Annotated in this window: 23 protein-coding genes; 4 read left to right on the forward strand and 19 right to left on the reverse strand. The window is 65.6% G+C overall.

Annotated elements, in window-relative coordinates:
• Window positions 1–9: 9 nt before the first annotated feature.
• The 17 genes from trbJ to parA all read right to left on the reverse strand — a co-directional run bounded on the left by trbJ (window position 10) and on the right by parA (window position 14,087).
• Entirely contained in the window at window positions 10–765 is a 756-nt protein-coding gene (gene trbJ, locus ACS3WB_RS01640; protein WP_009337890.1) for a P-type conjugative transfer protein TrbJ, read from the reverse strand.
• Window positions 762–3,200 carry a conjugal transfer protein TrbE gene (gene trbE / locus ACS3WB_RS01645; RefSeq protein ID WP_009337889.1) on the reverse strand — a complete coding sequence of 813 codons (2,439 nt, stop codon included), beginning with the start codon at window positions 3,198–3,200 and terminating at the stop codon, window positions 762–764. The genes trbJ and trbE overlap by 4 nt, the downstream gene beginning before the upstream one ends.
• 13 nt (window positions 3,201–3,213) lie before the next feature.
• Window positions 3,214–3,495, reverse strand: coding sequence for a VirB3 family type IV secretion system protein (locus tag ACS3WB_RS01650; RefSeq protein ID WP_009337888.1), 282 nt, complete (start codon window positions 3,493–3,495; stop codon window positions 3,214–3,216).
• Complete coding sequence (locus ACS3WB_RS01655) at window positions 3,495–3,827, reverse strand: TrbC/VirB2 family protein (RefSeq protein WP_009337887.1); 333 nt, start codon at window positions 3,825–3,827, stop codon at window positions 3,495–3,497. Before ACS3WB_RS01655 ends, ACS3WB_RS01650 begins: the two co-directional genes overlap by 1 nt.
• On the reverse strand, window positions 3,824–4,804 hold the full coding sequence (gene trbB / locus ACS3WB_RS01660) for a P-type conjugative transfer ATPase TrbB (protein ID WP_009337886.1): 981 nt from the start codon (window positions 4,802–4,804) through the stop codon (window positions 3,824–3,826). The genes ACS3WB_RS01655 and trbB overlap by 4 nt, the downstream gene beginning before the upstream one ends.
• A 244-nt stretch (window positions 4,805–5,048) precedes the next feature.
• Window positions 5,049–5,456: a type II toxin-antitoxin system VapC family toxin gene (locus ACS3WB_RS01665; RefSeq protein ID WP_009337884.1), complete on the reverse strand. Its 408-nt coding sequence runs from the start codon at window positions 5,454–5,456 to the stop codon at window positions 5,049–5,051.
• Window positions 5,453–5,713, reverse strand: a complete 261-nt coding sequence (locus ACS3WB_RS01670; RefSeq protein ID WP_009337883.1) for an AbrB/MazE/SpoVT family DNA-binding domain-containing protein — start codon at window positions 5,711–5,713, stop codon at window positions 5,453–5,455. The genes ACS3WB_RS01665 and ACS3WB_RS01670 overlap by 4 nt, the downstream gene beginning before the upstream one ends.
• A 60-nt stretch (window positions 5,714–5,773) precedes the next feature.
• Window positions 5,774–6,220: a CopG family transcriptional regulator gene (locus tag ACS3WB_RS01675; RefSeq protein WP_438273840.1), complete on the reverse strand. Its 447-nt coding sequence runs from the start codon at window positions 6,218–6,220 to the stop codon at window positions 5,774–5,776.
• A 5-nt stretch (window positions 6,221–6,225) separates the two neighbouring features.
• Complete coding sequence (locus ACS3WB_RS01680; protein ID WP_009337881.1) at window positions 6,226–8,208, reverse strand: conjugal transfer protein TraG; 1,983 nt, start codon at window positions 8,206–8,208, stop codon at window positions 6,226–6,228.
• Window positions 8,209–8,232: 24 nt separating this feature from the next.
• On the reverse strand, window positions 8,233–9,972 hold the full coding sequence (locus ACS3WB_RS01685; RefSeq protein WP_009337880.1) for a relaxase/mobilization nuclease domain-containing protein: 1,740 nt from the start codon (window positions 9,970–9,972) through the stop codon (window positions 8,233–8,235).
• Between the two features lie 243 nt (window positions 9,973–10,215).
• A complete protein-coding gene (locus tag ACS3WB_RS01690) occupies window positions 10,216–10,980 on the reverse strand; it encodes a lytic transglycosylase domain-containing protein (protein WP_009337879.1) in 765 nt (254 codons plus the stop codon).
• Window positions 10,981–10,982: 2 nt separating this feature from the next.
• Window positions 10,983–11,318: a DUF736 domain-containing protein gene (locus ACS3WB_RS01695; protein WP_009337878.1), complete on the reverse strand. Its 336-nt coding sequence runs from the start codon at window positions 11,316–11,318 to the stop codon at window positions 10,983–10,985.
• A gap of 67 nt (window positions 11,319–11,385) precedes the next feature.
• Complete coding sequence (locus ACS3WB_RS01700) at window positions 11,386–11,931, reverse strand: S26 family signal peptidase (protein ID WP_009337877.1); 546 nt, start codon at window positions 11,929–11,931, stop codon at window positions 11,386–11,388.
• A complete protein-coding gene (locus tag ACS3WB_RS01705) occupies window positions 11,928–12,446 on the reverse strand; it encodes a DUF2840 domain-containing protein (RefSeq protein ID WP_438273841.1) in 519 nt (172 codons plus the stop codon). The genes ACS3WB_RS01700 and ACS3WB_RS01705 overlap by 4 nt, the downstream gene beginning before the upstream one ends.
• Window positions 12,443–12,697 carry a hypothetical protein gene (locus ACS3WB_RS01710; RefSeq protein WP_009337874.1) on the reverse strand — a complete coding sequence of 85 codons (255 nt, stop codon included), beginning with the start codon at window positions 12,695–12,697 and terminating at the stop codon, window positions 12,443–12,445. The genes ACS3WB_RS01705 and ACS3WB_RS01710 overlap by 4 nt, the downstream gene beginning before the upstream one ends.
• On the reverse strand, window positions 12,694–13,437 hold the full coding sequence (locus ACS3WB_RS01715) for a DNA-methyltransferase (RefSeq protein ID WP_009337872.1): 744 nt from the start codon (window positions 13,435–13,437) through the stop codon (window positions 12,694–12,696). The genes ACS3WB_RS01710 and ACS3WB_RS01715 overlap by 4 nt, the downstream gene beginning before the upstream one ends.
• The gene (parA, locus tag ACS3WB_RS01720; protein WP_009337870.1) at window positions 13,434–14,087 is read right to left on the reverse strand and encodes a ParA family partition ATPase; all 654 of its coding nucleotides are present in this window, start codon (window positions 14,085–14,087) and stop codon (window positions 13,434–13,436) included. Before parA ends, ACS3WB_RS01715 begins: the two co-directional genes overlap by 4 nt.
• Window positions 14,088–14,375: 288 nt before the next feature.
• Here parA and ACS3WB_RS01725 point away from each other — a divergent pair, with 288 nt between their 5' ends.
• The 4 genes from ACS3WB_RS01725 to ACS3WB_RS01740 are packed head-to-tail and all read left to right on the forward strand — an operon-like array spanning window position 14,376 to window position 19,063.
• A complete protein-coding gene (locus ACS3WB_RS01725) occupies window positions 14,376–14,990 on the forward strand; it encodes a Tn7 transposase TnsA N-terminal domain-containing protein (protein WP_438273842.1) in 615 nt (204 codons plus the stop codon).
• Window positions 14,987–16,666, forward strand: a complete 1,680-nt coding sequence (locus ACS3WB_RS01730; protein WP_438273843.1) for a Mu transposase C-terminal domain-containing protein — start codon at window positions 14,987–14,989, stop codon at window positions 16,664–16,666. Before ACS3WB_RS01725 ends, ACS3WB_RS01730 begins: the two co-directional genes overlap by 4 nt.
• Window positions 16,667–16,698: 32 nt before the next feature.
• Window positions 16,699–17,562, forward strand: coding sequence for a TniB family NTP-binding protein (locus ACS3WB_RS01735; protein ID WP_438273844.1), 864 nt, complete (start codon window positions 16,699–16,701; stop codon window positions 17,560–17,562).
• Window positions 17,549–19,063, forward strand: a complete 1,515-nt coding sequence (locus ACS3WB_RS01740; protein WP_438273845.1) for a TniQ family protein — start codon at window positions 17,549–17,551, stop codon at window positions 19,061–19,063. Before ACS3WB_RS01735 ends, ACS3WB_RS01740 begins: the two co-directional genes overlap by 14 nt.
• Window positions 19,064–19,138: 75 nt before the next feature.
• Here the strand turns inward: ACS3WB_RS01740 and ACS3WB_RS01745 are convergent, their stop codons facing one another.
• Together ACS3WB_RS01745 and ACS3WB_RS01750 are read right to left on the reverse strand one after the other, a co-directional pair.
• Window positions 19,139–20,239 (reverse strand): replication initiator protein A, encoded by a 1,101-nt coding sequence (locus tag ACS3WB_RS01745; protein ID WP_438273846.1) that lies wholly within the window; start codon window positions 20,237–20,239, stop codon window positions 19,139–19,141.
• A gap of 18 nt (window positions 20,240–20,257) precedes the next feature.
• Complete coding sequence (locus ACS3WB_RS01750) at window positions 20,258–20,539, reverse strand: helix-turn-helix transcriptional regulator (RefSeq protein WP_009337866.1); 282 nt, start codon at window positions 20,537–20,539, stop codon at window positions 20,258–20,260.
• Window positions 20,540–20,582: the final 43 nt, after the last annotated feature.

Genomic DNA, 20,582 nt, shown 5'->3' on the forward strand with positions numbered 1-20,582 from the left:
CGCGCGCCCTCAGTTGCCGTTGAACATCTGCGCATTGCCAGGCTGGTAGCCCGAACCCGGCGTGAGGAAGCGGCGGCGTTGCTCGCGCCCCTGTTCGGCCGCGGTGGCACGCTCGGCCTCTGTCAGCGCGCTCGACCGGCCGTTAGCGGCGAGAAGCGCAACGAGATCGGAAAGCTGCTGCGACTGGAGCGCGAGGATCTGGTTGCCGGCCTGCGTTGCCTGCAGCGCGCCGGTCGCCCCCTGGCTCTGGGTGACGAGCGTCGACATTTGCGTGCGATTGCCGTCTATGTTGCCGACCACGCCGGCTTGCACGCGCATCGCGTCCTGCAAGCTACCGACCGTATTCTGCCAGCGGGTACGGGCATCGGCGACGAGTTGCTGATCGCTCGCCGACATCGCCACATTGCCGTATTGCTTTTGGAACGCCTGGTCGATCTGCTGCGCATTGAACGCGATGCCCTGGGCCTGACTTAGGAGCTGCTGGGTGCGCTGGACGTTCTGTTGAAGTTGCTGGAGCGCCGAATACGGCAGGCTCGCGAGGTTGCGCGCCTGGTTGATGAGCATCTGTGCCTGATTTTGCAGGCTGGTGATCTGGTTGTTGATCTGCTGAAGAGCGCGCGCGGCGGTCAGCACGTTTTGCGCATAGTTCGACGGATCGAACACGATGAGCGCGTGTGCGGGCGTGACGAGGAAGGGCGAAATTATGATCGGCGCGGAAAGCAACGCGATGGCAAGCCGGCAGCTAAGGGACTGGCGCAGGGTCATAAGGACGCCTCCTTGTTGATGAGGTTGGGAATGAGATCGACCGCCCAGCTCACATCGCGAGCGTTGAGCCATGCGGTGAGGAAACCATCGCGGCCGTGCTCGGCGACGATCTGCGCGATCAGCGTCTGGTCGGACTTGGACGACGCGGCACAGAGCGCGAGCCCGATATCGGACAGGCCCAGCTCGAACAGACGATTGCCGCGCCGCGACTGGCAGTAGTAGTCGCGCTTCGGCGTCGCCCTCGCCAGAATCTCAATCTGGCGGTCGTTCAAGCCAAACCGCCGATAAATCGAAGTAATCTGCGGCTCGATGGCGCGCTCGTTCGGCAACAGCAGCCGTGTCGGGCAGCTCTCGATGATGGCCGGCGCGATGGCGGAATTGTCGATGTCGGACAGCGACTGCGTGGCGAAAATGACGCTGGCGTTCTTCTTGCGCAGGGTTTTCAGCCATTCGCGGAGTTGGCCGGCGAACCCTTCGTCATCGAGGGCGAGCCAGCCCTCGTCGATGATGAGCAGCGTCGGGCGGCCGTCGAGGCGGTCGCCAATGCGATGGAACAGATAAGCGAGCACAGCAGGCGCCGCGCCGGTCCCGACGAGACCCTCGATCTCGAACGCTTGGCAACGCGAATTGCCGAGATGCTCGGATTCCGCGTCGAGCAGCCGGCCATAGGGACCGCCGACGCAATATGGGCGCAAAGCCTGCTTCAGGTCGTTCGACTGGAGCAGCACGGTGAGGCCGGTAATGGTGCGTTCCTCGACCGGCGCGGAGGCGAGCGAGGTCAATGTCGTCCAAAGATGCTCCTTCACCTCGGGCGTGATCGCGACGCCCTCGCGCATCAGGATCGCGACGATCCAGTCCGCCGCCCAGGCTCGCTCGTAAGTGTCATGGATGCGGGCAAGCGGCTGGAGCGCCACGGAAGCGTCGGAGCCTTCGGTCAGTCCGCCGCCGAGATCGTGCCAGTCGCCGCCCATGGCGAGGGCAGCCGCGCGGATCGAACCGCCGAAGTCGAAGGCGAACACCTGCGATCGGTCGTAGCGTCGGAACTGCAAAGCCATCAGCGCGAGCAGGACGGACTTGCCCGCGCCGGTCGGTCCGACGACGAGCGTGTGACCGACATCGCCGACATGGAGGGAAAACCGGAACGGAGTGCTTCCCTCGGTCCTGCCGTAAAGCAGCGGGGGTGCGCCGAAGTGCTCGTCGCGTTCCGGCCCCGCCCACATTGCGGAGAGCGGGATCATATGGGCGAGATTGAGCGTCGAGATCGGCGGCTGGCGGACGTTGGCGTAAGCGTGCCCCGGTAGCGAGCCGAGCCAGGCATCGACTGCGTTCACCGACTCAATCATGGCGGTGAAATCACGACCCTGGATCACCTTCTCGACGAGGCGCAGTTTCTCATCGGCAAGGCGAGGATCGGCATCCCAGACTGTGATCGTCGTGGTGACGTAGGCCATGCCTGCCACATCGGCGCCAAGTTCTTGCAGCGCGACGTCGGCGTCGGCCGCCTTGTTGGCGGCGTCGGTGTCCACGAGCACGGATTGCTCGTTGGTCATCACCTCTTTCAGGATGGCTGCGATCGACTTGCGCTTGGCGAACCATTGCCGCCTGATCTTCGTCAACAACCTGGTCGCCTCCAGCTTGTCGAGCAGAATCGCGCGCGTGCTCCAGCGATAGGGAAACGGCAGCCGGTTCAGCTCATCGAGCAGACCGGGCGTCGTCGTGGTGGGGAACCCGACGATGGTGAGGATGCGCAGATGCTGGTCGCCAAGGCGCGGCTCCAGGCCGCCGGTCAGCGGCTGGTCGGTCAGTAGCGCGTCGAGATAGATCGGCGTCTCCGGCACGCGGACGAGATGACGCTTCGTCGAAACGCAGGAATGCAGGTAGGTCAGTGTTTGCGCATCGTCGAGCCAGGCGCATTCGGGCATGAAGCCATCGAGCAGCGCCAGCACGCGGTCGGTGCGATCGGTGAAGGCGCGCAGGATTTCATGGGGATCGACGCCTGAGCGTTCGCGTCCTTCGTAGAGCCAGGCTTCCGTGCGCGCCGCTTCCTCGGCCGGCGGCAAATAGAGGAATGTGAGGAAGTAGCTCGACACGAAATGCGCGCCCGCTTCCTCGAAGTCGGCCTTGCGTTCGGCATCGACCAGAGCGGAAGCCGGATCGGGAAACCTGCTGTTCGGATAGGTCGCGGCTTCATGGCGCTGCGCCTCGACGAAGATACTCCAGCCCGAGCCGAGACGGCGGAAGGCGTTGTTGATGCGGCCGGCGACCGCGACCAGCTCGGCCGCCACGGCGGAATCCAGATCGGGACCGCGAAAGCGCGCCGTGCGCTGGAAGCTGCCGTCCTTGTTGAGGACGACGCCTTCAGAAACGAGCGCGACCCAGGGCAAATAGTCGGCAAGGCGAGAAGCGACGCGACGATATTCGGCAAGATTCATCATGTGCGTGTCTCTCTCACACCGCCAGAAAAGCCGGGATGCGCAGATGCCTTCGCCCGACTTCCACGAACAGCGGATCGCGCTTCGCCGCCCAGACGGCGGCGAAGTGACCGATCGCCCAGATGACAAGGCCGACCAGCCAGAGGCGCAGGCCGAGGCCGACTGCGCCGGCGAGCGTGCTATTCATGATGGCGATACTTCTGGGAGCGCCGCCGAGCATGATGTGCTCGGTCAACGCCCGATGGACGGGAGCGGTAAATCCCGGCACGGCGTCGAGTTGTTCGAAAGCCACCGCCATCAGACGAGCGCTCCGCCGCCGAACGAGAAGAACGACAGGAAGAAGCTCGACGCCGCGAAAGCGATCGACAGGCCGAACACGATCTGGATCAGGCGACGGAAGCCTCCGGACGAATCGCCGAACGCCAGCGTCAGGCCGGTGACGATGATGATGATGACGGCGACGATCTTGGCGACGGGTCCTTCGACCGACTGAAGGATCTTTTCCAGTGGCTGTTCCCACGGCATGGACGAGCCGGAGGCTTGAGCGGCGGGCACAAGAACGAGGTTGACGTAGGTGAAAGCGGCGGCCGTCGTTATCAAACGGCGGACGCGCATCGTAGTGCGAATCATTCGGATTCTCCTGTGTTCGGGGTGGCTGGAGTGATGCGGTAGTCGCCATCGGGACCGAGCCCGTCGACACGGGCCAGTTCGGCCAGCCGGCGCGCGGAGCCGCGACCTGAGAGGACGGCAACGAGGTCGACGGTCTCCGCGATCAGCGCACGCGGAACGGTGATGACGGCTTCCTGAATGAGCTGTTCGAGACGGCGCAGCGCGCCGATGCCGGTGCCGGCGTGAATCGTGCCGATGCCGCCGGGGTGTCCCGTCCCCCACGCTTTCAAGAGGTCGAGCGCTTCCGCGCCGCGTACCTCGCCGATCGGGATGCGGTCGGGGCGGAGGCGCAACGACGAGCGCACGAGATCGGAGAGTGTCGCGACGCCATCCTTCGTGCGCATCGCGACGAGGTTGGGCGCGGCGCATTGCAACTCGCGGGTGTCCTCGATGATAACGACGCGATCGGCGCCCTTCGCGACTTCGGCGAGCAGCGCGTTTGTCAGCGTGGTCTTCCCGGTCGAAGTGCCGCCGGCGACGAGGATGTTGGCGCGGGACGCGACGGCCGCGCGCAGGGTTTCCGCTTGATCGACGGTCATGATGCCGGCGGCAACATAGTCGTCGAGCGTGAACACCGCGACGGCCGGTTTGCGGATGGCGAAGGCGGGCGCTGCGACGACCGGGGGCAACAGACCCTCGAAGCGTTCGCCGGTCTCCGGCAGTTCGGCCGACACGCGCGGCGAGCGGGGATGGACCTCCGCCCCGACATGATGTGCGACCAGGCGGATGATGCGTTCGCCGTCGGCCGCCGACATCATCTCGCCGGTGTCGGCCAGCCCTTCGGACAGGCGGTCGATCCACAATCGCCCGTCCGGGTTCAGCATCACTTCGACGACGACAGGGTCTTCCAGAAACCGCGCGATCGCCGGTCCAAGCGCGGTGCGCAACATGCGCGCGCCGCGTGCGATCGCCTCCGGCTTATGGTGGTTGGAAGTCATACCGGCCCCGTTTCCTCACGGGGCGCAACAGACAGGTCCCCGGATGGGGATGACTAAAAGAGACTCAAGTCGGGTTCGTTCAACAAGTTTCGGTCGTAGTAGCAGCGTAGCGTGCAAATACAGGAGAACGGCGGTATCGCCTGCGCCCGCGGGTCTTCGTGTGAGCGGATGGATTTCGAATCAGCGACCTGCGCGGATCTGGACTTTGTCGACAGATGGCCGAGCAACTGCGTTGCTGCGAGCATCAATCCTTGGTCCAATCCTCCAGCCGCAATCCGGCGACGCGCTCGAACTCGGCGGTGTTGTTGGTGACGAGCGGCAGGCCGCGCGCCATCGCTTGACCGGCGATCAGGACGTCATAGGGGCCGACCGGCGTGCCGCGCCGCGCAAGCTCCGCCCTGATCTCGCCGGCCGCCCGCGCATCCTCACGCTCGAGATCGAGAATTTCGAGATCCGTAAAGAGCAGCCGAAGTGTTTCGAGGTTGAAGTCCACTCTCTGGCTGCGATAGGCGCCGAAGTAGAGTTCATGGGCGACCACGGAAGAAACCGCGAGCGCGCCAGGCTCGCAGGATTCAACCTTGCGCAAGAGCGCCTCCGACCGGCGCGTCACCAACGCGATGACAGCATTGGTGTCGAGAAGCCATGTCGTCATGGAAACGCCCGGTCGAGATCGGGACGCTTCTGCTCGTCAGGCTGCTCCCGGCCTTCGGCCATGAAATCCGCGCTAAAGCCGCGCTCGACGGCCGCCCGCAGCGACGCCCAGCGTCCGGAGGCATCCGGCCGCGGACGCAGGATCACGGCGTCACCCTCGCGTGAGACTTCGACCTCATCGACGGTGAAACGAAAATCCTTCGGCAACCGCACGGCCTGAGAGTTGCCGGACTGGAAAACCTTGGCGATGTGGGGCACGGCAACCTCCCGTAGATACGGGACTGTATATACGCCTTAACCCCGATCCCTACAAGGCCGCTATCCCTCCGCTTCATGACCGGCTCCGGCCGTATCGACCTCCTCCGAAATCTCCTGCCGCAGCTTCGGTCCCTTCGCCAGTCGTCTGCCGAGCGCGGTGATGAAGGCTTCATAACGCTTGCTGGCGAGGGCACGTGCGGCCTGCGCGGCGGGTTCTGGCAAGGCAGGTGTGGTGGTGGTCCAGAATCGGACGAACACCGCCAGAGTTTCGACAGCGATGCCGACATCGCGCTCCAGCCGTGCCATGCGGCGATCGAGTTGGTCGAGTCGCTTGGCAACAACCGCTTCGCGGCGCTCGGCATCGTCCGGCGACAGGAACGAGGCGATCGCGGCTTCCGCGATCATCGACTGCGACTGATCGCGGCGCGCGGCGAAATCGGCGAGCGACCTGGTGACATCGGGATCGAGATAGACCGTGAATTTCGTTTTCTTCCTGATGTTGGCCATGGCGTTCACAACTCCATGTTGTCGCCGGGATCGAGCGAGACCTGCCGAGCGAGGCCCTGCATCTGACGGAGCATCCGTCGATTGCGCACAGCGTCGTCCTCGTCAGGATCGTCGGGCGGCTCGAACTCGTTGTCGATCGGCGCCTTCTTCTCCACCGGCTTCACGCGATGGAGTTCGTGTTGCAGCCGGCGTTCGGATTGCGTCGGGTCATCGTTGTCGGATCGTTTTGCCGATTGCGACTCATCCGGCTCCGGCCGCGCCGGGATCGGCAGGGTGCTCCAATCGTCGAGGTGGTTTGTGTTGGGACGTTTCGGCTCTGGCGGCGACAGCACACGCTCCCGGAGGCGGGCGTCCTCGTAATAGCGCGCCTTCTTCGCCCGGATCGGCGGGATGCCCGCGACCATGACGATCTCGTCGGTCGGCGGAAGCTGCATGATTTCGCCGGGCGTCAGCAATTGGCGGGCAGTTTCCGAGCGCGACACCATCAGATGGCCAAGCCAAGGCGACAGCCGGTGCCCAGCATAGTTCTTCATCGCCTTCATCTCGGTCGCTGTGCCGAGGGCATCGGAGACACGTTTGGCCGTTCGCTCGTCATTGGTGGCGAAGCTCACCCTCACATGGCAGTTGTCGAGGATCGAATTGTTCGGCCCGTAGGCTTTCTCGATCTGGTTCAGCGACTGTGAGATTAAGAAACTCTTCAACCCGTAGCCCGCCATGAAGGCCAGCGCGGTCTCGAAAAAATCTAACCTCCCCAAGGCGGGGAATTCATCCAGCATCAGCAGCAGGCGATGGCGTCCGGCTTTCGCTTGCAGATCCTCGGTCAGGCGGCGGCCGATCTGGTTCAGCAGCAACCGGATCAGCGGCTTGGTGCGATTGATGTCCGATGGCGGCACCACGAGGTAGAGCGTGGTTGGCCGCTCGCCGCCAACGATGTCGCGGATTCTCCAGTCGCAGCGGCGCGTGACCTCCGCGATGACAGGATCGCGGTAGAGGCCGAGAAACGACATGGCGGTGGACAGCACGCCGGAGCGCTCGTTGTCGGATTTGTTGAGCAACTCGCGCGCAGCGCTGGCGACGACGGGATGCGGTCCCGCCTTGCCGAGATGCGTGGTCCTCATCATGGCGCGCAGCGTGGATTCGACCGGGCGTTTCGGATCGGAGAGGAAGCCGGCGACGCCGGCCAGCGTCTTGTCGGGCTCGGCATAGAGAACATGCAGGATCGCACCGACGAGAAGCGAGTGGCTCGTTTTCTCCCAATGGTTCCGTTTGTCGAGTGATCCTTCCGGATCGACCAGGATGTCGGCGATGTTTTGGACGTCCCGCACCTCCCATTCACCGCGCCGCACCTCGAGCAGCGGATTGTAGGCTGACGACTTCGGGTTGGTCGGGTCGAACAGCAGCACCCGGCCGTGCTGCGACCGGAAGCCTGCGGTTAGAATCCAGTTCTCACCCTTGATGTCGTGAACAATGGCCGAGCCCGGCCAGGTCAGAAGCGACGGCACGACAAGGCCGACGCCCTTGCCCGATCGGGTCGGCGCGAAGCACAGCACATGCTCCGGGCCGTCGTGGCGCAAATACTCATGCTCGTAGCGGCCGAGCACCACGCCATCGGGATCGAGCAGACCCGCGGCCTTGATCTCAGGCTTCTCGGCCCAGCGCGCCGAGCCATAGGTAGCGACATTCTTCTGCTCGCGCGCTCGCCAGACCGACATGCCGATGGCGACAGCGATGGCAATGATGCCGCCGGACGCTGCGATGATCCCGCCCGTTGCGAAGATCCCCGGCGCATAGGCGTCGTAGAAGTACCACCACCATATAATGGCGAGGGGAAAATAGACGGGCACGCCGAGCAGCTTAAGCCACGGGTGGCCAAGCTGCGCCTGATAGCCGAGACTCCATGCGACATATTGGGTCGCGCCCCAAGTGGTGACGAGCACGATGAGGAAGACGACGGTGATCGGTCCCCACAGGATTTTGGTACCGGACATGGCGATGTTCCTTTCCGATTGGCGCTAGAGGCCGAGCCCCCGCTTGCGGCCGAAATCCCAGTCGATGCTGCCGTCGTCGCGGGCGACGCCGGCGACGTGGCGACCGAGTTGCTTTTCGAGGGAGGGCGACCAGGGCACGAGCTGGAAGCCGAGGCCGTCGTCGATCATGGCGAAGCGGCCGGAGGCGAGCGTGAAACGCTGGCGATAGAAGCCGGCGACATATTCGCCGCTGTCCGCGCGGTTGAACGGAAGGCCGGTCTCGGCCGCGAGCTTCTCGCCGAGCGCGCTCAGTTCCCGATCACGCAAGGTGTTAAGCAGCCGGCGGGCGAAGACGACGCGCCCACTCTGGCGCTCGGCGAGCCCTTCACCGATCAGGTGCTCGGCGCGCTGGTCCATCGTCTCACGCACTTCGGCGCCGAAGCCTCCTTCGGAGAGAGCGATGGGATCGCGAGCGACAGCTTGGCGGTCGAGCCAGGTCGCACCGGTTGCATTCACCTGGGCCTGGATATCGAGATCAGCGCGCACCGCCAGCGCGACACGACGCTCGCCGCGCGCATCCTCAAAGGTGCGCAGCTCAACGATTGATCCGGGCCGGCTATCACCGGCGGCGTCGAGATGCGGCAGCTTGATGTGATGGGTCCGGCCATCCACCCCGTCGACAACGGCGTAGGCCGTGCCCTTCAGCTCGTCATCGAGGCCGCGTTCGATGAGGCGGCCGACGATGGGTACGTCGAGGCTTTCGCCAGCCAGGACATAGTTCGCCGAGCCGCGCTCGATGCCGCGTTCGGTGAGCGCGCGGTGCATCCGCTTGATGATGTCACCGCGCTCGCCGAGTTCGCGCAGGACGGTCTCGGCTTCCGGCTTGATGAACCATTGCGAATGCCCAACCTGTCCGGCGACGCCGAGAACTTCGAGGGTGCGCAGCCGGCCGACCTTCAGCGCATGAAACTCGTCGGGCTGGCGGTCGGCGCGCGGGGCGAGATCGATGATGCCGGATTTACCGGCGTCGCGGACAAGCTGACGGTCGAGCTGCGTCCAGCGTTCGGCCTCGACCTGACTTTCGAGTGTGCGGTGGATATCGAAATCGGAGCGAAGTCCAAGTTCCTGGGTGACGAGATCTTGCGCGCGGGCACGCATCCCCTCCTTGATGTAGTCGCGCGAGATCACGAGATCTTGGCCGTCGTCGGTGCGGCCACGCAGGATGATATGAAGGTGCGGGTTGTCGGTGTTCCAGTGATCGACGCCGACCCAATCCAGCTTCGTGCCGAGGTCTTTTTCCATCTGCCCCATCAGCTCGCGCGCGTGTGCTTTGAGGTCGGCCATATCCGCGGCGTCCTCGGGTGAGATGATGAAGCGGAAATGATGCCGGTCGTTCTCGCAGCGATCGGCGAAGGCGCGCGCGTCGATGTCGTCGCTCTCCGGGCCGAACAGCCGCGCCTTCTCCCCGTCACGGGTCACGCCGTCGCGGCGCAGATAGTTCAGATGCGCGCCCAGCGGTGCGGAGCGCGCGGTGTGGCGGACAACGCGGGTCTTGATGACGACGATGCGCGAGCGGCCGGTCAGCAGGCGATTGGCCTGGATGCTGGCGCGCTGGCCGCGCCCGAAGCGCGAGCGGTTGCCGGGCGTGATCCGGCCGGAGCGCGACACGCGGCCTCCGGCCTTCTGCGCGGCGGCCAACGCCTGTGCGATGAACGGGCGGGCCTGCTGGGCGCGTGTCGAGCGGATGCGCCCCGGACGGACACGGAACTCGCGGTCATCGGTCATGGCGAAACCCCGCACGGTGCAAAACTGCTTGTGAAAAGAGAGAGATGAGCGCGAAGCGCACGGTGCGGGCGAGCGCCGCACGGCGCGGAACGCGCCAGAAAAACAAGCAGAAACAACCACTCGACCGAGGCGCACCGTGCGCCTTTTTATCTCGCCATCGGTCGGTTGTTGCGCCTGCCTCCACCCTCCGCGCCCTCCATGACACGCCGGCATACGCGGGGATGCGAATTGCCGCGCAGCCGGTCATGGCCGACCTCCATCGGTACTGGGAGCGACAAACAGCCCCCTCGACTGGAGCGCGGCAAGCGCGTCGGATGTTGCCGGAACGGGTGGGCGGGCTTTGTCCGGCGAGCCTTCCCGTGGCGCGGCATTGGCGGCGGAATCGCTGAACACGCTCACGACAAAGAGTGTCGCCTCGCGCCAGTCGAACGGTCGCGCCGCCGTCGACGCACCCTTCGATGGACGCTCGCCGCGCAGCGCGGGCGCAAGAAAATCGACATAGGCGCGCGTTTCGGCAGGCAACGGGCGCCCGGTTGCACGGTGCTCATCATAGCGTGCGGGGCCGGCGTTGTAGGCAGCGAGCATCGCACCGATGTCGCCGTAGCGATCCCACATCTCGCGAAGATACGCAGCGCCCGCGAGAATGTTGTCGCGCGGTGTATAGGGATCGCGGCCGAGACCATAGCGGGTGCGCAGTTCGGCCCAGGTGTCGGGCATGATCTGCATCAGGCCCACTGCGCCGGCCGAGGACACGGCGCGAACATCGCCTGCGCTTTCGCCGCGCATGACGGCGACGATCCAGCGCACCGGAATGCCGAAGCGCTGCGCGGCTTCGGAGAGGTGTGCGGCATGGACGTTGATCGAAGCGGCGCGGACCGGACGAGCGTTCTGCGCCAAAGCATGAGGCGCTGCGGCCGCGGAGAAGCTCAGGCCGGAAAGAAGAAGGAGGAAGATGCGGCGGCGGCCGCCGCATCTTCTGATCGCGAAACGAGCGCAGGAATTATCCATGGTCATTCCTGCTCGTCGCGTTTCTTCTGACGGGTCCAGTGCAGGCTCCACTCGCGGCCGTCTTCGTCCGCCTGGAACAGGCGGGCGCGGATCGGCTGCTGAAAGACGGGATCGTCGAGGACAACCGAAACGAACGGGCCGGCGCGATCGCCGGTGCGCTTCCATCCCGCGCCGACTTCCGGTCCGTCCTCGTCGCCGAGATGGATGCGATAGGCCGGCGCGTTCTCGACATTGGCGTTCTCGGCCGGAACGAAGGTCAGGTCGAGATCGAGCGAGAGCGTGCGGATATGTCCGGAATAACCGGACGGGGTGCGGGTGAATTGACCAATCTGCGCCATTGAAGGCTCCTTTCATGAGCGGTGAAGTTGATGCGGGCCACTCGGACAGCCCGCAGCGCGCGCGCGATCACCGCGTTGGCGCGCGCCATTCGAAGCGGCCGTCGCCTTCCTCGTCGGTCCACAGCGGGACCGCGCGGCCGATGATCTGGTCGGTGGAGAGAAGGCCGAAGTAGCGGCCATCGAGGCTGCCTTCGACCTGCCAGTTCATCGCGAAGAACTCGCCGGTCTGGATGCGTTGGCAGCCTTGCCATTCGGGCAGATCGCGGCCGGCGCGATCGCGTTCGAGCGCATGGCCCATGTCGACGCCATCGACAGTGATGACGAGACCCGTCCGGCAGACCACCTGTCCGGAAACCGCGAGCACGCGCTTCAGGAGCGGCACGCCCTTGGGCAGGTAGCCGCGCTTGTCGAGAAAGTCCGCGAGCGGCTCTGGCGCGTCGATGGCCACAAGGTCCGTGACCTCGAAGGGACCGTCGAAGTCGATCGTGTAGAAACCGATCGGCGCACTGGCCGAGGCGTTCCACATCAGCTTGATCGGCATCGGCGTGAGGCCCGGATAGCCGACGCCGAACGACGCGAGCGCCGTGCAAAGGAAGAGACTGACGCGCGTCATGGCGTCACCCGGCGGCGCATCAGCCACGCCTCATGACGTGCCGGCGTATAGGCGGACGGCTGTTCGCCGGCGCGCAGGCAATGGTGGACATGCCGCCAGTGATCGGGATCGACGTCGGCGGGATCGATGCCGAGGCTCTCGATCGCGTCGATGTGCTGCAGCATGCGCTCGACCGTGGGCCAGCTTTCCGCCTTAAGCAGGATTTCGCCGCCCGGACGCACGAAGGGCAGCGTCTGGAACGGCTCCCCGCGCCCGATGGCCCGCACGATGTCGATGCGCGAGACGATCGTGCCGTAGTCGTTGGCGGCCCAGCGGACGAACGCGAAGACGCTGTTCGGTGCGAAGCCGACGACGCTGCGATGTCGATCGAGAATCTGTTCGTGGCTTTTGTGGCCGAACCTGATCCAGTGCTCGATCGTCTTCTGACGCCATGTCAGATGTACGAGCGTGGTGAACGGTGCTGGTGCGTCCGGCGACGGACACCAGCGCGAGCGGCGTGCCGCATTGCCGGTCATGAGGGATCTCCTGACTTTTCGGGGAATTCGCGCGCGAGCAGGTCGCGCAGCATGTCGGCGACGGTGACGCTGCGGCTGAAGGCAGCGACCTTGATGCGGCCGCGCAGGGCTGGGGTGACGTCGATGGTCAGCCGGGCCGTATAGATCGCGGCCGCGCTGCAGCCGGCCGGCGGCGTGTCACCCGCCTTGATCCAGCCATCGGGATCGGCGGGTCGCTGCGCGAAGACGCGCTTCTGCGTGCGCGCCGTCATGATGCGCCTGCGTCATGGAACGGCAGCACGGCGGCGATGCGCGCGCAGGCGCGCTCGGCCATGGCGGCGTCGATCTCACAACCGAGATAGCGTCGGCCGGACAGCCGGCAGGCTTCGCCAGCGGAGCCGGAGCCGGCGAACCAGTCGCCGACCAGGCCGCCTTCGGGACAACTGGTACGAATCAGAATTTCGAGCAGCGATGACGGCTTCTCGGTCGGATGGATCGCGCGACCGTGGCAGTTGCGGACATAGATGACTGACCGCATGAGGCGCGGCCCGCCGTCGTGGCTGACATAGTGGCCGGCGTCGATCTGGCCGGTGTGGGGAGGACGTTGCTTGCGCCGAACCGTGCGCGCTGTCGCATCCGGCGTGGTCTGGACGTCGTTGTAGATGTCGCGCCAGGCCGTCTCGGCGGGATAGAACTGGACGGCCAACTCATGCACGCGCTTGAAGCGGTCATTGTGGAAGCCGGTGCCGTTCTGCTTCTCCCAGACGATCTCCTGTGCGATCCGCAGCCCCGCCTCCGTGAACCGATCCGCGGTCGCCATGAAGCAACGGAGCGATCCGAACACCCACAGCGAGCCGGTGAGATTGAGCGCCTCACGCGCGAGTGCGATCCAGCCCTCGACGCGCCGGTCCCATGCAAGCGATGTGTCGCCATAGGGCGGATCGGCGAGGATCATGTCGAACGGACCGTGCGGCGGCATAATCTCGCGGCAGTCGCCGGTAAGGACCGTCATGGCGGGGTCCTCCCGATGCGCAATCGCTCGATCTCGACGGCGAGCGCGGCGATCTCGCGTGCAGCGGGGGATCGGCTGTCGATGTCCGAGGCTAAACGTCCGGTCTGCGCGGCGTCGGCGAAGACAACGCGCTGGCCGATGGTGCTGGCGAGCACCGGCGGATCATGGTCCGCCAGCGTCTCGGCGGTCTCCCGCGCGATCACGGTGCGGGCGGCGCAGCGATTGAGCACGAAACGCGCCGCGAGTTGCGGCCGGTAGATGCGAGCCTCCGTGAGGAGCGAAAGCATCTCGGCCGAGGCCCAGCCGTCGAGCGGCGACGGCTGCACCGGGATCAGTACGAGGTCGGCGGCGAGCAGCGCGGAGCGCATCAGGCCGGCGACACGCGGCGGGCCGTCGATGACGACGTGATCGGAATCGCGAGCCAGCTCGGGAGCCTCGCGGTGCAGCGTGTCGCGCGCCAGGCCGACGACGCCGAAGGCGCGCGGCAAGCCCTCGCGCGAGCGTTGCTGCGACCAGTCGAGTGCCGAGCCTTGAGGATCGGCGTCGATCAGGGTGACGCGGTGTCCTCTCGCGGCCCACGCGCCAGCGAGGTGCAGCGCCAGCGTCGTCTTGCCGACGCCACCTTTCTGATTGAGCAGCGCGACGATCATCCGCGTCCTCCCGACGGATCGCGAGGACGATGGAGTGTTTCCGAGTGATCGGTGGTCGAGAGGTCGTCTTTACCGAGGGGCGGAGTTGGCGCCGTCGTTGCGGGCGGGAGGTCCGCGCCTGTCGGTTTTCCTTGAATCCGAATCCGGCCGCTGAGGAATGCTGAGTCTTTCCGGGCGGTTGGGCATTTGCCGATTTCCCTTGAATCATAGATTTTGTCCTTGAATCGTGGACCAGCCACTACATCTGGGTGTACTTTCAAGTGACACGCAGATGAGTCGAAGGGAGCGATGAGACCCATCCCGCTCAGTCGCCGTTCGCACATCACGGGTGTTGGGAGCTTCGAGAGCGGTCTCGTCGAACATGAGAGCGCGCTTGAACGGGACTTCGCGTTGCTTGCGAGCTTCGACGATCCCGGCGCAGTGATCGTGTCGCAGCCGATGACGATCCGGTTCGACGCGGCCGATGGCCGGCGGCGATACACACCCGACTTCAGCGTGAAGTGGAGCGACGGGCGGTTCGAACTCGTCGAGGTCAAATACCACGCCGACCTGCGAGCTGACTGGCCGAAATTACGACCGGGGTTCTTGGCGGCGCGTGACGCTGCCCGAGGAGCTGGCGGAAGATTCCGGATCGCGACGGAGCGCAGCATCCGCGGTCCGCGGCTGGACAATGCGCGGCGGCTGTTGCCGCTACGCCGGGCGCCGCTCGACCGCACGCTGGCGGAGATGGCGAAGGCCATCGTGGCCACGATGGACGCGCCGACGCTGCGAGATACGGTGACGGCGATGCCGTGCGACCGGGTGGCGGCGCTCGGCGCGATCTGGCGGCTGATGGCGCGTGGCGATCTGCTGTTCGATGCGCAGCGGACTGTTGGGTTCGACACTCGGTTGAGGCTGTCATGACCCGGCCGTCGCCAGCCCCCGATCTGTCCGAGGTTGCTTCGGAAGACTGGGAGAAGGCGCGGCGACGGTTCGAAGTCCTGAAGCCGCTGGCCGATGCGGAGCGACGGTCGCGCGGCATGGCACAGGAAGCGGCCGACATGCTCGGCGTCAGCCTGACTCTGGTCTATCGCCTGCTTGCCCGCTACGAGGCCGATCCACGGCTGACCAGCCTGTTGCCCGAACGGCGCGGGCGCCGCGAAGGCCAGTTGGTTCTCTCGGCCGAAGTCGACGAGATCATCGCCGCGGTGATCGACGAGCTGTTCCTGACGCGGCGGCGCCAGCGCGTGAGCGATGTTGTTCTGGAGGTGCGCAGGCGCTGCAAGGCGCTGGGCTTCCCGTCGCCGAGCCGCAAGGCGATCGATCTGCGCTTGCGTCTTCGACCAACCGCCGAGGTCCATCGCAAGCGCCATGGCCGCAAGGCTGCACGGGACCGCTTCGCGCCTGCGATCGGCTCGCTCGACGCACCCTGGCCGCTGTCCCTCGTGCAGATCGACCATACGCTGGTCGACGTGATCGTGGTCGACAGCCGGACGCGCGAACCGATCCAGAGACCGTGGCTGACGCTGGCGATCGACGTCCACTCGCGCTGTGTCGCGGGCTTCCACCTGTCGCTCGATCCACCCTCGGCGACCAGTGTAGCGCTGTGCATCGCCCATGCCGCCTTGCCGAAGGACAACTGGCTTCGAACGCGCGATATCGAGGGCGAATGGCCGGTCAGCGGCATCCCCGAGCGGCTTCATCTCGACAATGCCAAGGAGTTCCGTTCCGCGGCGCTGAAGCAGGGCTGCCATGAGCACGGTATCGACATCGACTATCGGCCGGTGCGCACGCCGCATTACGGCGCGCATATCGAGCGGCTGATCGGCACGATGATGGGCAAGGTCCACTTGCTGCCGGGCACGACCTTCTCGGACGTACGCAGCAAAGGTGATCTCGATCCGTCGAAGAGTGCGGCGATGACGCTCGACGAGGTGGAGCGCTGGCTCGGCTACGCCATTGCCGGCGTCTATCACCGCGATCTGCATCGCGGCATCGGCGCCACGCCGCTCGCCGCATGGCAGCGCGGATTGGAGGGCAGCGAGGAGCAGCCGGGTCGCGGCAGCACGACCCCAGTCACCGATCCGCGCAAGTTCCTGATCGACTTCCTGCCGATGGAGCGGCGTCTGGTGCGTCGCCAGGGCGTGTTCCTGCACTCGATCAGCTACTGGTCGGACGTGCTGCGCACGCTGATCGGCGAGCGGGAGAAAATGATCGTACGCTACGATCCGCGCGACCTGAGCCGCATCTATCTGTGGGCGCCGGACGGACGCTATTACGACCTCAGCTATGCCGATCTCCGGCGACCGCCGATCAGCCTGTGGGAGCATCGCCTCGCGCTCAAGCGTCTGCGCGAGCAAGGCCGCGACCAGGTGGACGAGGACGCGATCTTCGCCGCGATCGACAGGATGCGCGGCATCGCCGACCAGGCGATCACGGAAACCAAGACCCTGCGGCGGCAACGCGAACGCCGGTTGCAAGCCGCCAAGGCCGTCGCTCTCAAGCCGGCCGACACCAAGCCCGCCAAAGCTGATCCCTCGGCGTTCGAACCGCTGCCCGAAAACGAGCGGCTGTTCACCAACGTGGAGGAATGGCTGTGACTGGAGAGACCTATCCCCATCTGCTGCCTGCCATGCAGGCGCTGGCCGATGCGCCCGACGAAGCGCGCATACGGCGTATCCGGACAGATCGTTGGCTCGGTTACGCACGGGCGGAAGCCGCCCTGTCGGCGCTTGAGGACCTGCTGTCCTTCCCGAAACGGACCCGAATGCCGAATCTGCTGCTGGTTGGTCCCAGCAACAACGGCAAGACGATGATCGTCGAGAAGTTCCGGCGCAGCCATCTGCCTGGATCGGAGGAAAGCGCCCGCGACGGTGCGATCCGGGTGCCGGTGCTCAAGGTGCAGATGCCGCCGGCGCCGGACGAGCGGCGGTTCTTCTCGGCGATCCTCGAAGCGCTCGGCGCACCGGACCGGCTCAACGACCGGCTGTCGACCAAGCAGGATACAGCGGTGCGCATGATGCGGGCGACCGGCGTGCGCATGCTCGTCATCGACGAGGTGCACAACATGCTATGCGGATCGCGCGACCAGCAGCGGCGGTTCCTGAACCTGTTGCGCTGGCTCGGCAACGAGTTGCAGATCCCACTCGTGGCGGTCGGCACGGCCGAGGGGCTGCGCGCGATCCAGAGCGATGACCAGCTCGCCAACCGCTTCACGCCCTTCGGGCTGCCGCCTTGGGAGGGTGGCGCGGAGTTCTCCCGGCTGGTCAACACGCTCGAGGCATCGATGCCGCTCAAGCAGCCATCGAACCTGTCGGCGCCGGCGATGGCGCAGCGCCTGCTCTCGATCTCGGAGGGCATCCTCGGCGAGGTGGTGTCGATCGTCACCCGCGCGGCCGTCGCCGCGATCGAAACGGGAGAGGAAAGCATCCGCCCCGAGATGCTGGATGAAATGGAGTTCATACCACCCTCCGAGCGTCGTCATGCGTTGGTCTGAGAAGGATCTGTTCGAGGTCGAGTTGCTCGACCCGCCGGACGAGGAACCCGTCACACATCGCCCACAGTTGCCGGGCGGGATCGCGCCGTTGCCGGGAGAAGCGCTGGGGTCGTGGCTGCTGCGCTATGCCGAGCCCTTCGGGATCGCGCCCGACGATCTGCTTCTGCGAAACAGTGACATCGAGTTGACGGGGCGCGGCGACTGGTGCCGCCGCCCGCATTCTCATCTGGTCGAGCGGCTGGCCACCGCGACCGGCGTAGATCCGGCGAGGATCATGGAGATGACCTTCAGAGCCAATACGGGCGATGAAGCTCTTGATGATCTGCGCGAACGCTTCTCCGCGCAGCGCTTCCGCGCCCCGGCGACGATCAGCCGCCGCCAGCGCCGGATGGCTGTCTGTCCATGTTGTCTCGCTGACGACGCTACCCCCTATGTGCGCCGGGACTGGACCGCCGGTTGGGCGACGGTCTGCACGGACCACAACACCGTATTGACCGGCGACTGCCCGGAATGCGGCTACAAGCTGCGTATGCCGTCGCTGTCGTCGCGAGATTACTTTGCGCCCGACCGTTGTCCTCGCTGCGCGTTCCGGCTCGCGACGGCATTGCCGCGCGAGGCGCATCGCGCCGCTGTCGCCCTGCATCGGAAAATCCTCGAAGTGCGCGAAAGCGGCGTCTTCGATCTGCCCAGACAGGGGCTCATCGCCTGGCCAGTCGCCATGGCGTTGTTCGACGTACTGCTCGGCGCTGTTTGGATCGATACCAGGCTTGTGGTTCGCCGCCGGCTCGTCGCCCGGATCGAAGGCGACTTCGGTCGTGGCGTACTCGGGCCGGAGCCGACGAGCAGCTACGACGGCCTGCTCATCCTGGCATGGATACTGGAAGGATGGCCCGACAGGCTGCGCACGACCATCGCGATCTTGCAAGGTCCGCGCCCTCGGCGGCAGATCGAACGCTGGCGCGATCTCGACGACGAAATGCGGCAGAAGTTGCTCGATCTGCTGCTGGCGATATGGCCTGACCAGAGGCCGGCCGACGATCGCGGATGGTGGCGTGCCTGGATCGAGAACCTCCCCGAAACCGGCAAGGAGTTGCGTGCTCGCGCCGCCATCGACCGCTTCCCGCATCGTCGCGCACGGCTGCTTGCGCTCGCCGACGTGCGTGACGGCATGCCGGTCGAACTGGCGGCCGAAGCCGCCGGTATCATCCCGCGGACCCTCTACATCTGGCTCAGGCGAGGCGCTCAGGACGGCCTTGAAGCTGCCCTCGACCGGCAACGGGGCGCGCTCAATCAGGCGCAGGCCATCGAGATCGCCCAGTGGATCGCCGATGCCCCAACCAACCAGCCGCGATGGCGATCCAACCGCGTGAAGAACGAAGTCTTCCGGCGCTTTAGGTTGGAGATCAGTCTCGACGTCGCTTCCCGCCTGCTGCGCAAGCATGGGCCATGGGTGCGTCGCCGTGTCGGTGCCCCTCGTCGATGGAGCCAGCCCCGTGACTGAGTCCACGATTAAGGGGAAATCCCGTTCAACGATTAAAGGAACGCGAGTCCACGATTTAAGGAGCCGTTCAATCATTTATCGGCTCCCGTCCACGCTTTTGGGGAAACCGACAGCGCCCTTGCCGGTCTCTATGCCGAGGTTTCCGGCGGCGTCGCGGGCGAGGTTGTCCACATCGCGCGCGCTCTCTTCAAGGTTAGAATCTATGTTAGATTCTAAGTTAAGGGCGCGATTTCGTGTTTGATCTTCGGCGGTTAGAGCCGGTTTGGGTTCCCGATAGCACGAGCCTCCGGTTCCCGATAGCACGATAGTCCGGGTTCCCGATAGCACGAGCCCGTCCACAGGCTGTCCACAGCGCATCGTCGGCTCGAAGGCGAGCAGCGTGCGGCCGCCGATCTCGACCTCGAGGAACAGCGTGTAGCCCGGCAGCGGCTGGCGCCGGATGATGTCGCGCAGCTCGAAGGCAAAGCGCTTGAACGGCGACAGGCTGCCGGACTTTTGATGGAGATGGCGAAAGTCGAAGCGCCATCCATTGCGCTGGCGGCCGCCGTGCTTGCGCACCAGGCGGTAGAGCCAGCGGTCGAGGCCGCCCGTCAGATCGAAATAAGCGCGGTCGATCGTGAGCACGAGCGCGTCGTCAAGAACGGCTTGGTAGAACCAGTCCGGCACGATCAGCTCGATGCCCTCCGGCCGGCCGTTGCGATCGGTGCGCTCCTGCCATTCGTTGATCCACGAGAAGCGATGGCGGCGGCCTTCCGCCGGCTGGCGGATCGATGTCGCAACGGTCGTCGATTGCAGCCGGTCGAGCGCCGCCTTCAGGCGCTGGTAGTCGCGCAGCGACGTGCCGCGCCCGACATAGGTGAGAATTTCGTAGGGCGTGGCGGCCATCAGCCGCGAGGTGCGAAGCCCGGCATCCCGCGCCTCGACGATCTGGCTCGCCGCCCAGATCAGGATGTCGGCGTCCCAGATTGTCGCCATGCCATGATCGGGCACGGCCTCGACGCGGATCGTCACGTTGCCGGCGACGAAATCGATCGGCGCAACGCGATGGGACTTGGAGAGCGAGAAGAACGGATAGGCCATGAGATCCTGCGCGTCTCGTGGCGCGAAGTCGCCGGGGCGTGCTCGGAACAGATCGAGTTGTCCGCGCTCCGAAAGGGATCGACGCCGCACCGCCATGAAGAAGTCCGGTTGCGGTCAGCGTGCGTAGCGACCGGCGTGGGTCGGCTGCGTGGGCGCGTGGCGTTTGGCGGGAAGGACCGAACCGCGCGGGTCCGACGTCGAGGTGACGGAGCCGCGCGCGGCCCAGGTTTCGAGATCGTCGATGGCATAAACGACGCGGCCGCCGAGTTTGCGATAGGCGGGGCCGGTCCCGTAGGTGCGATGTTTTTCGAGCGTGCGGGCGGAGAGGCTGAGAAACTCGGCAGCTTCCTTGGTGCGCAGGAAGCGCGGCGGCAGAACGACGGGTTCGTGTGGCATGGATCGGGCCTCCGTGGTGTCAGGGACGGTCGCTGCGGTTCAG

Origin of the sequence: Nitrobacter sp. (assembly GCF_051535215.1) — a bacterium.
Classification (GTDB): Bacteria; Pseudomonadota; Alphaproteobacteria; order Rhizobiales; family Xanthobacteraceae; genus Nitrobacter.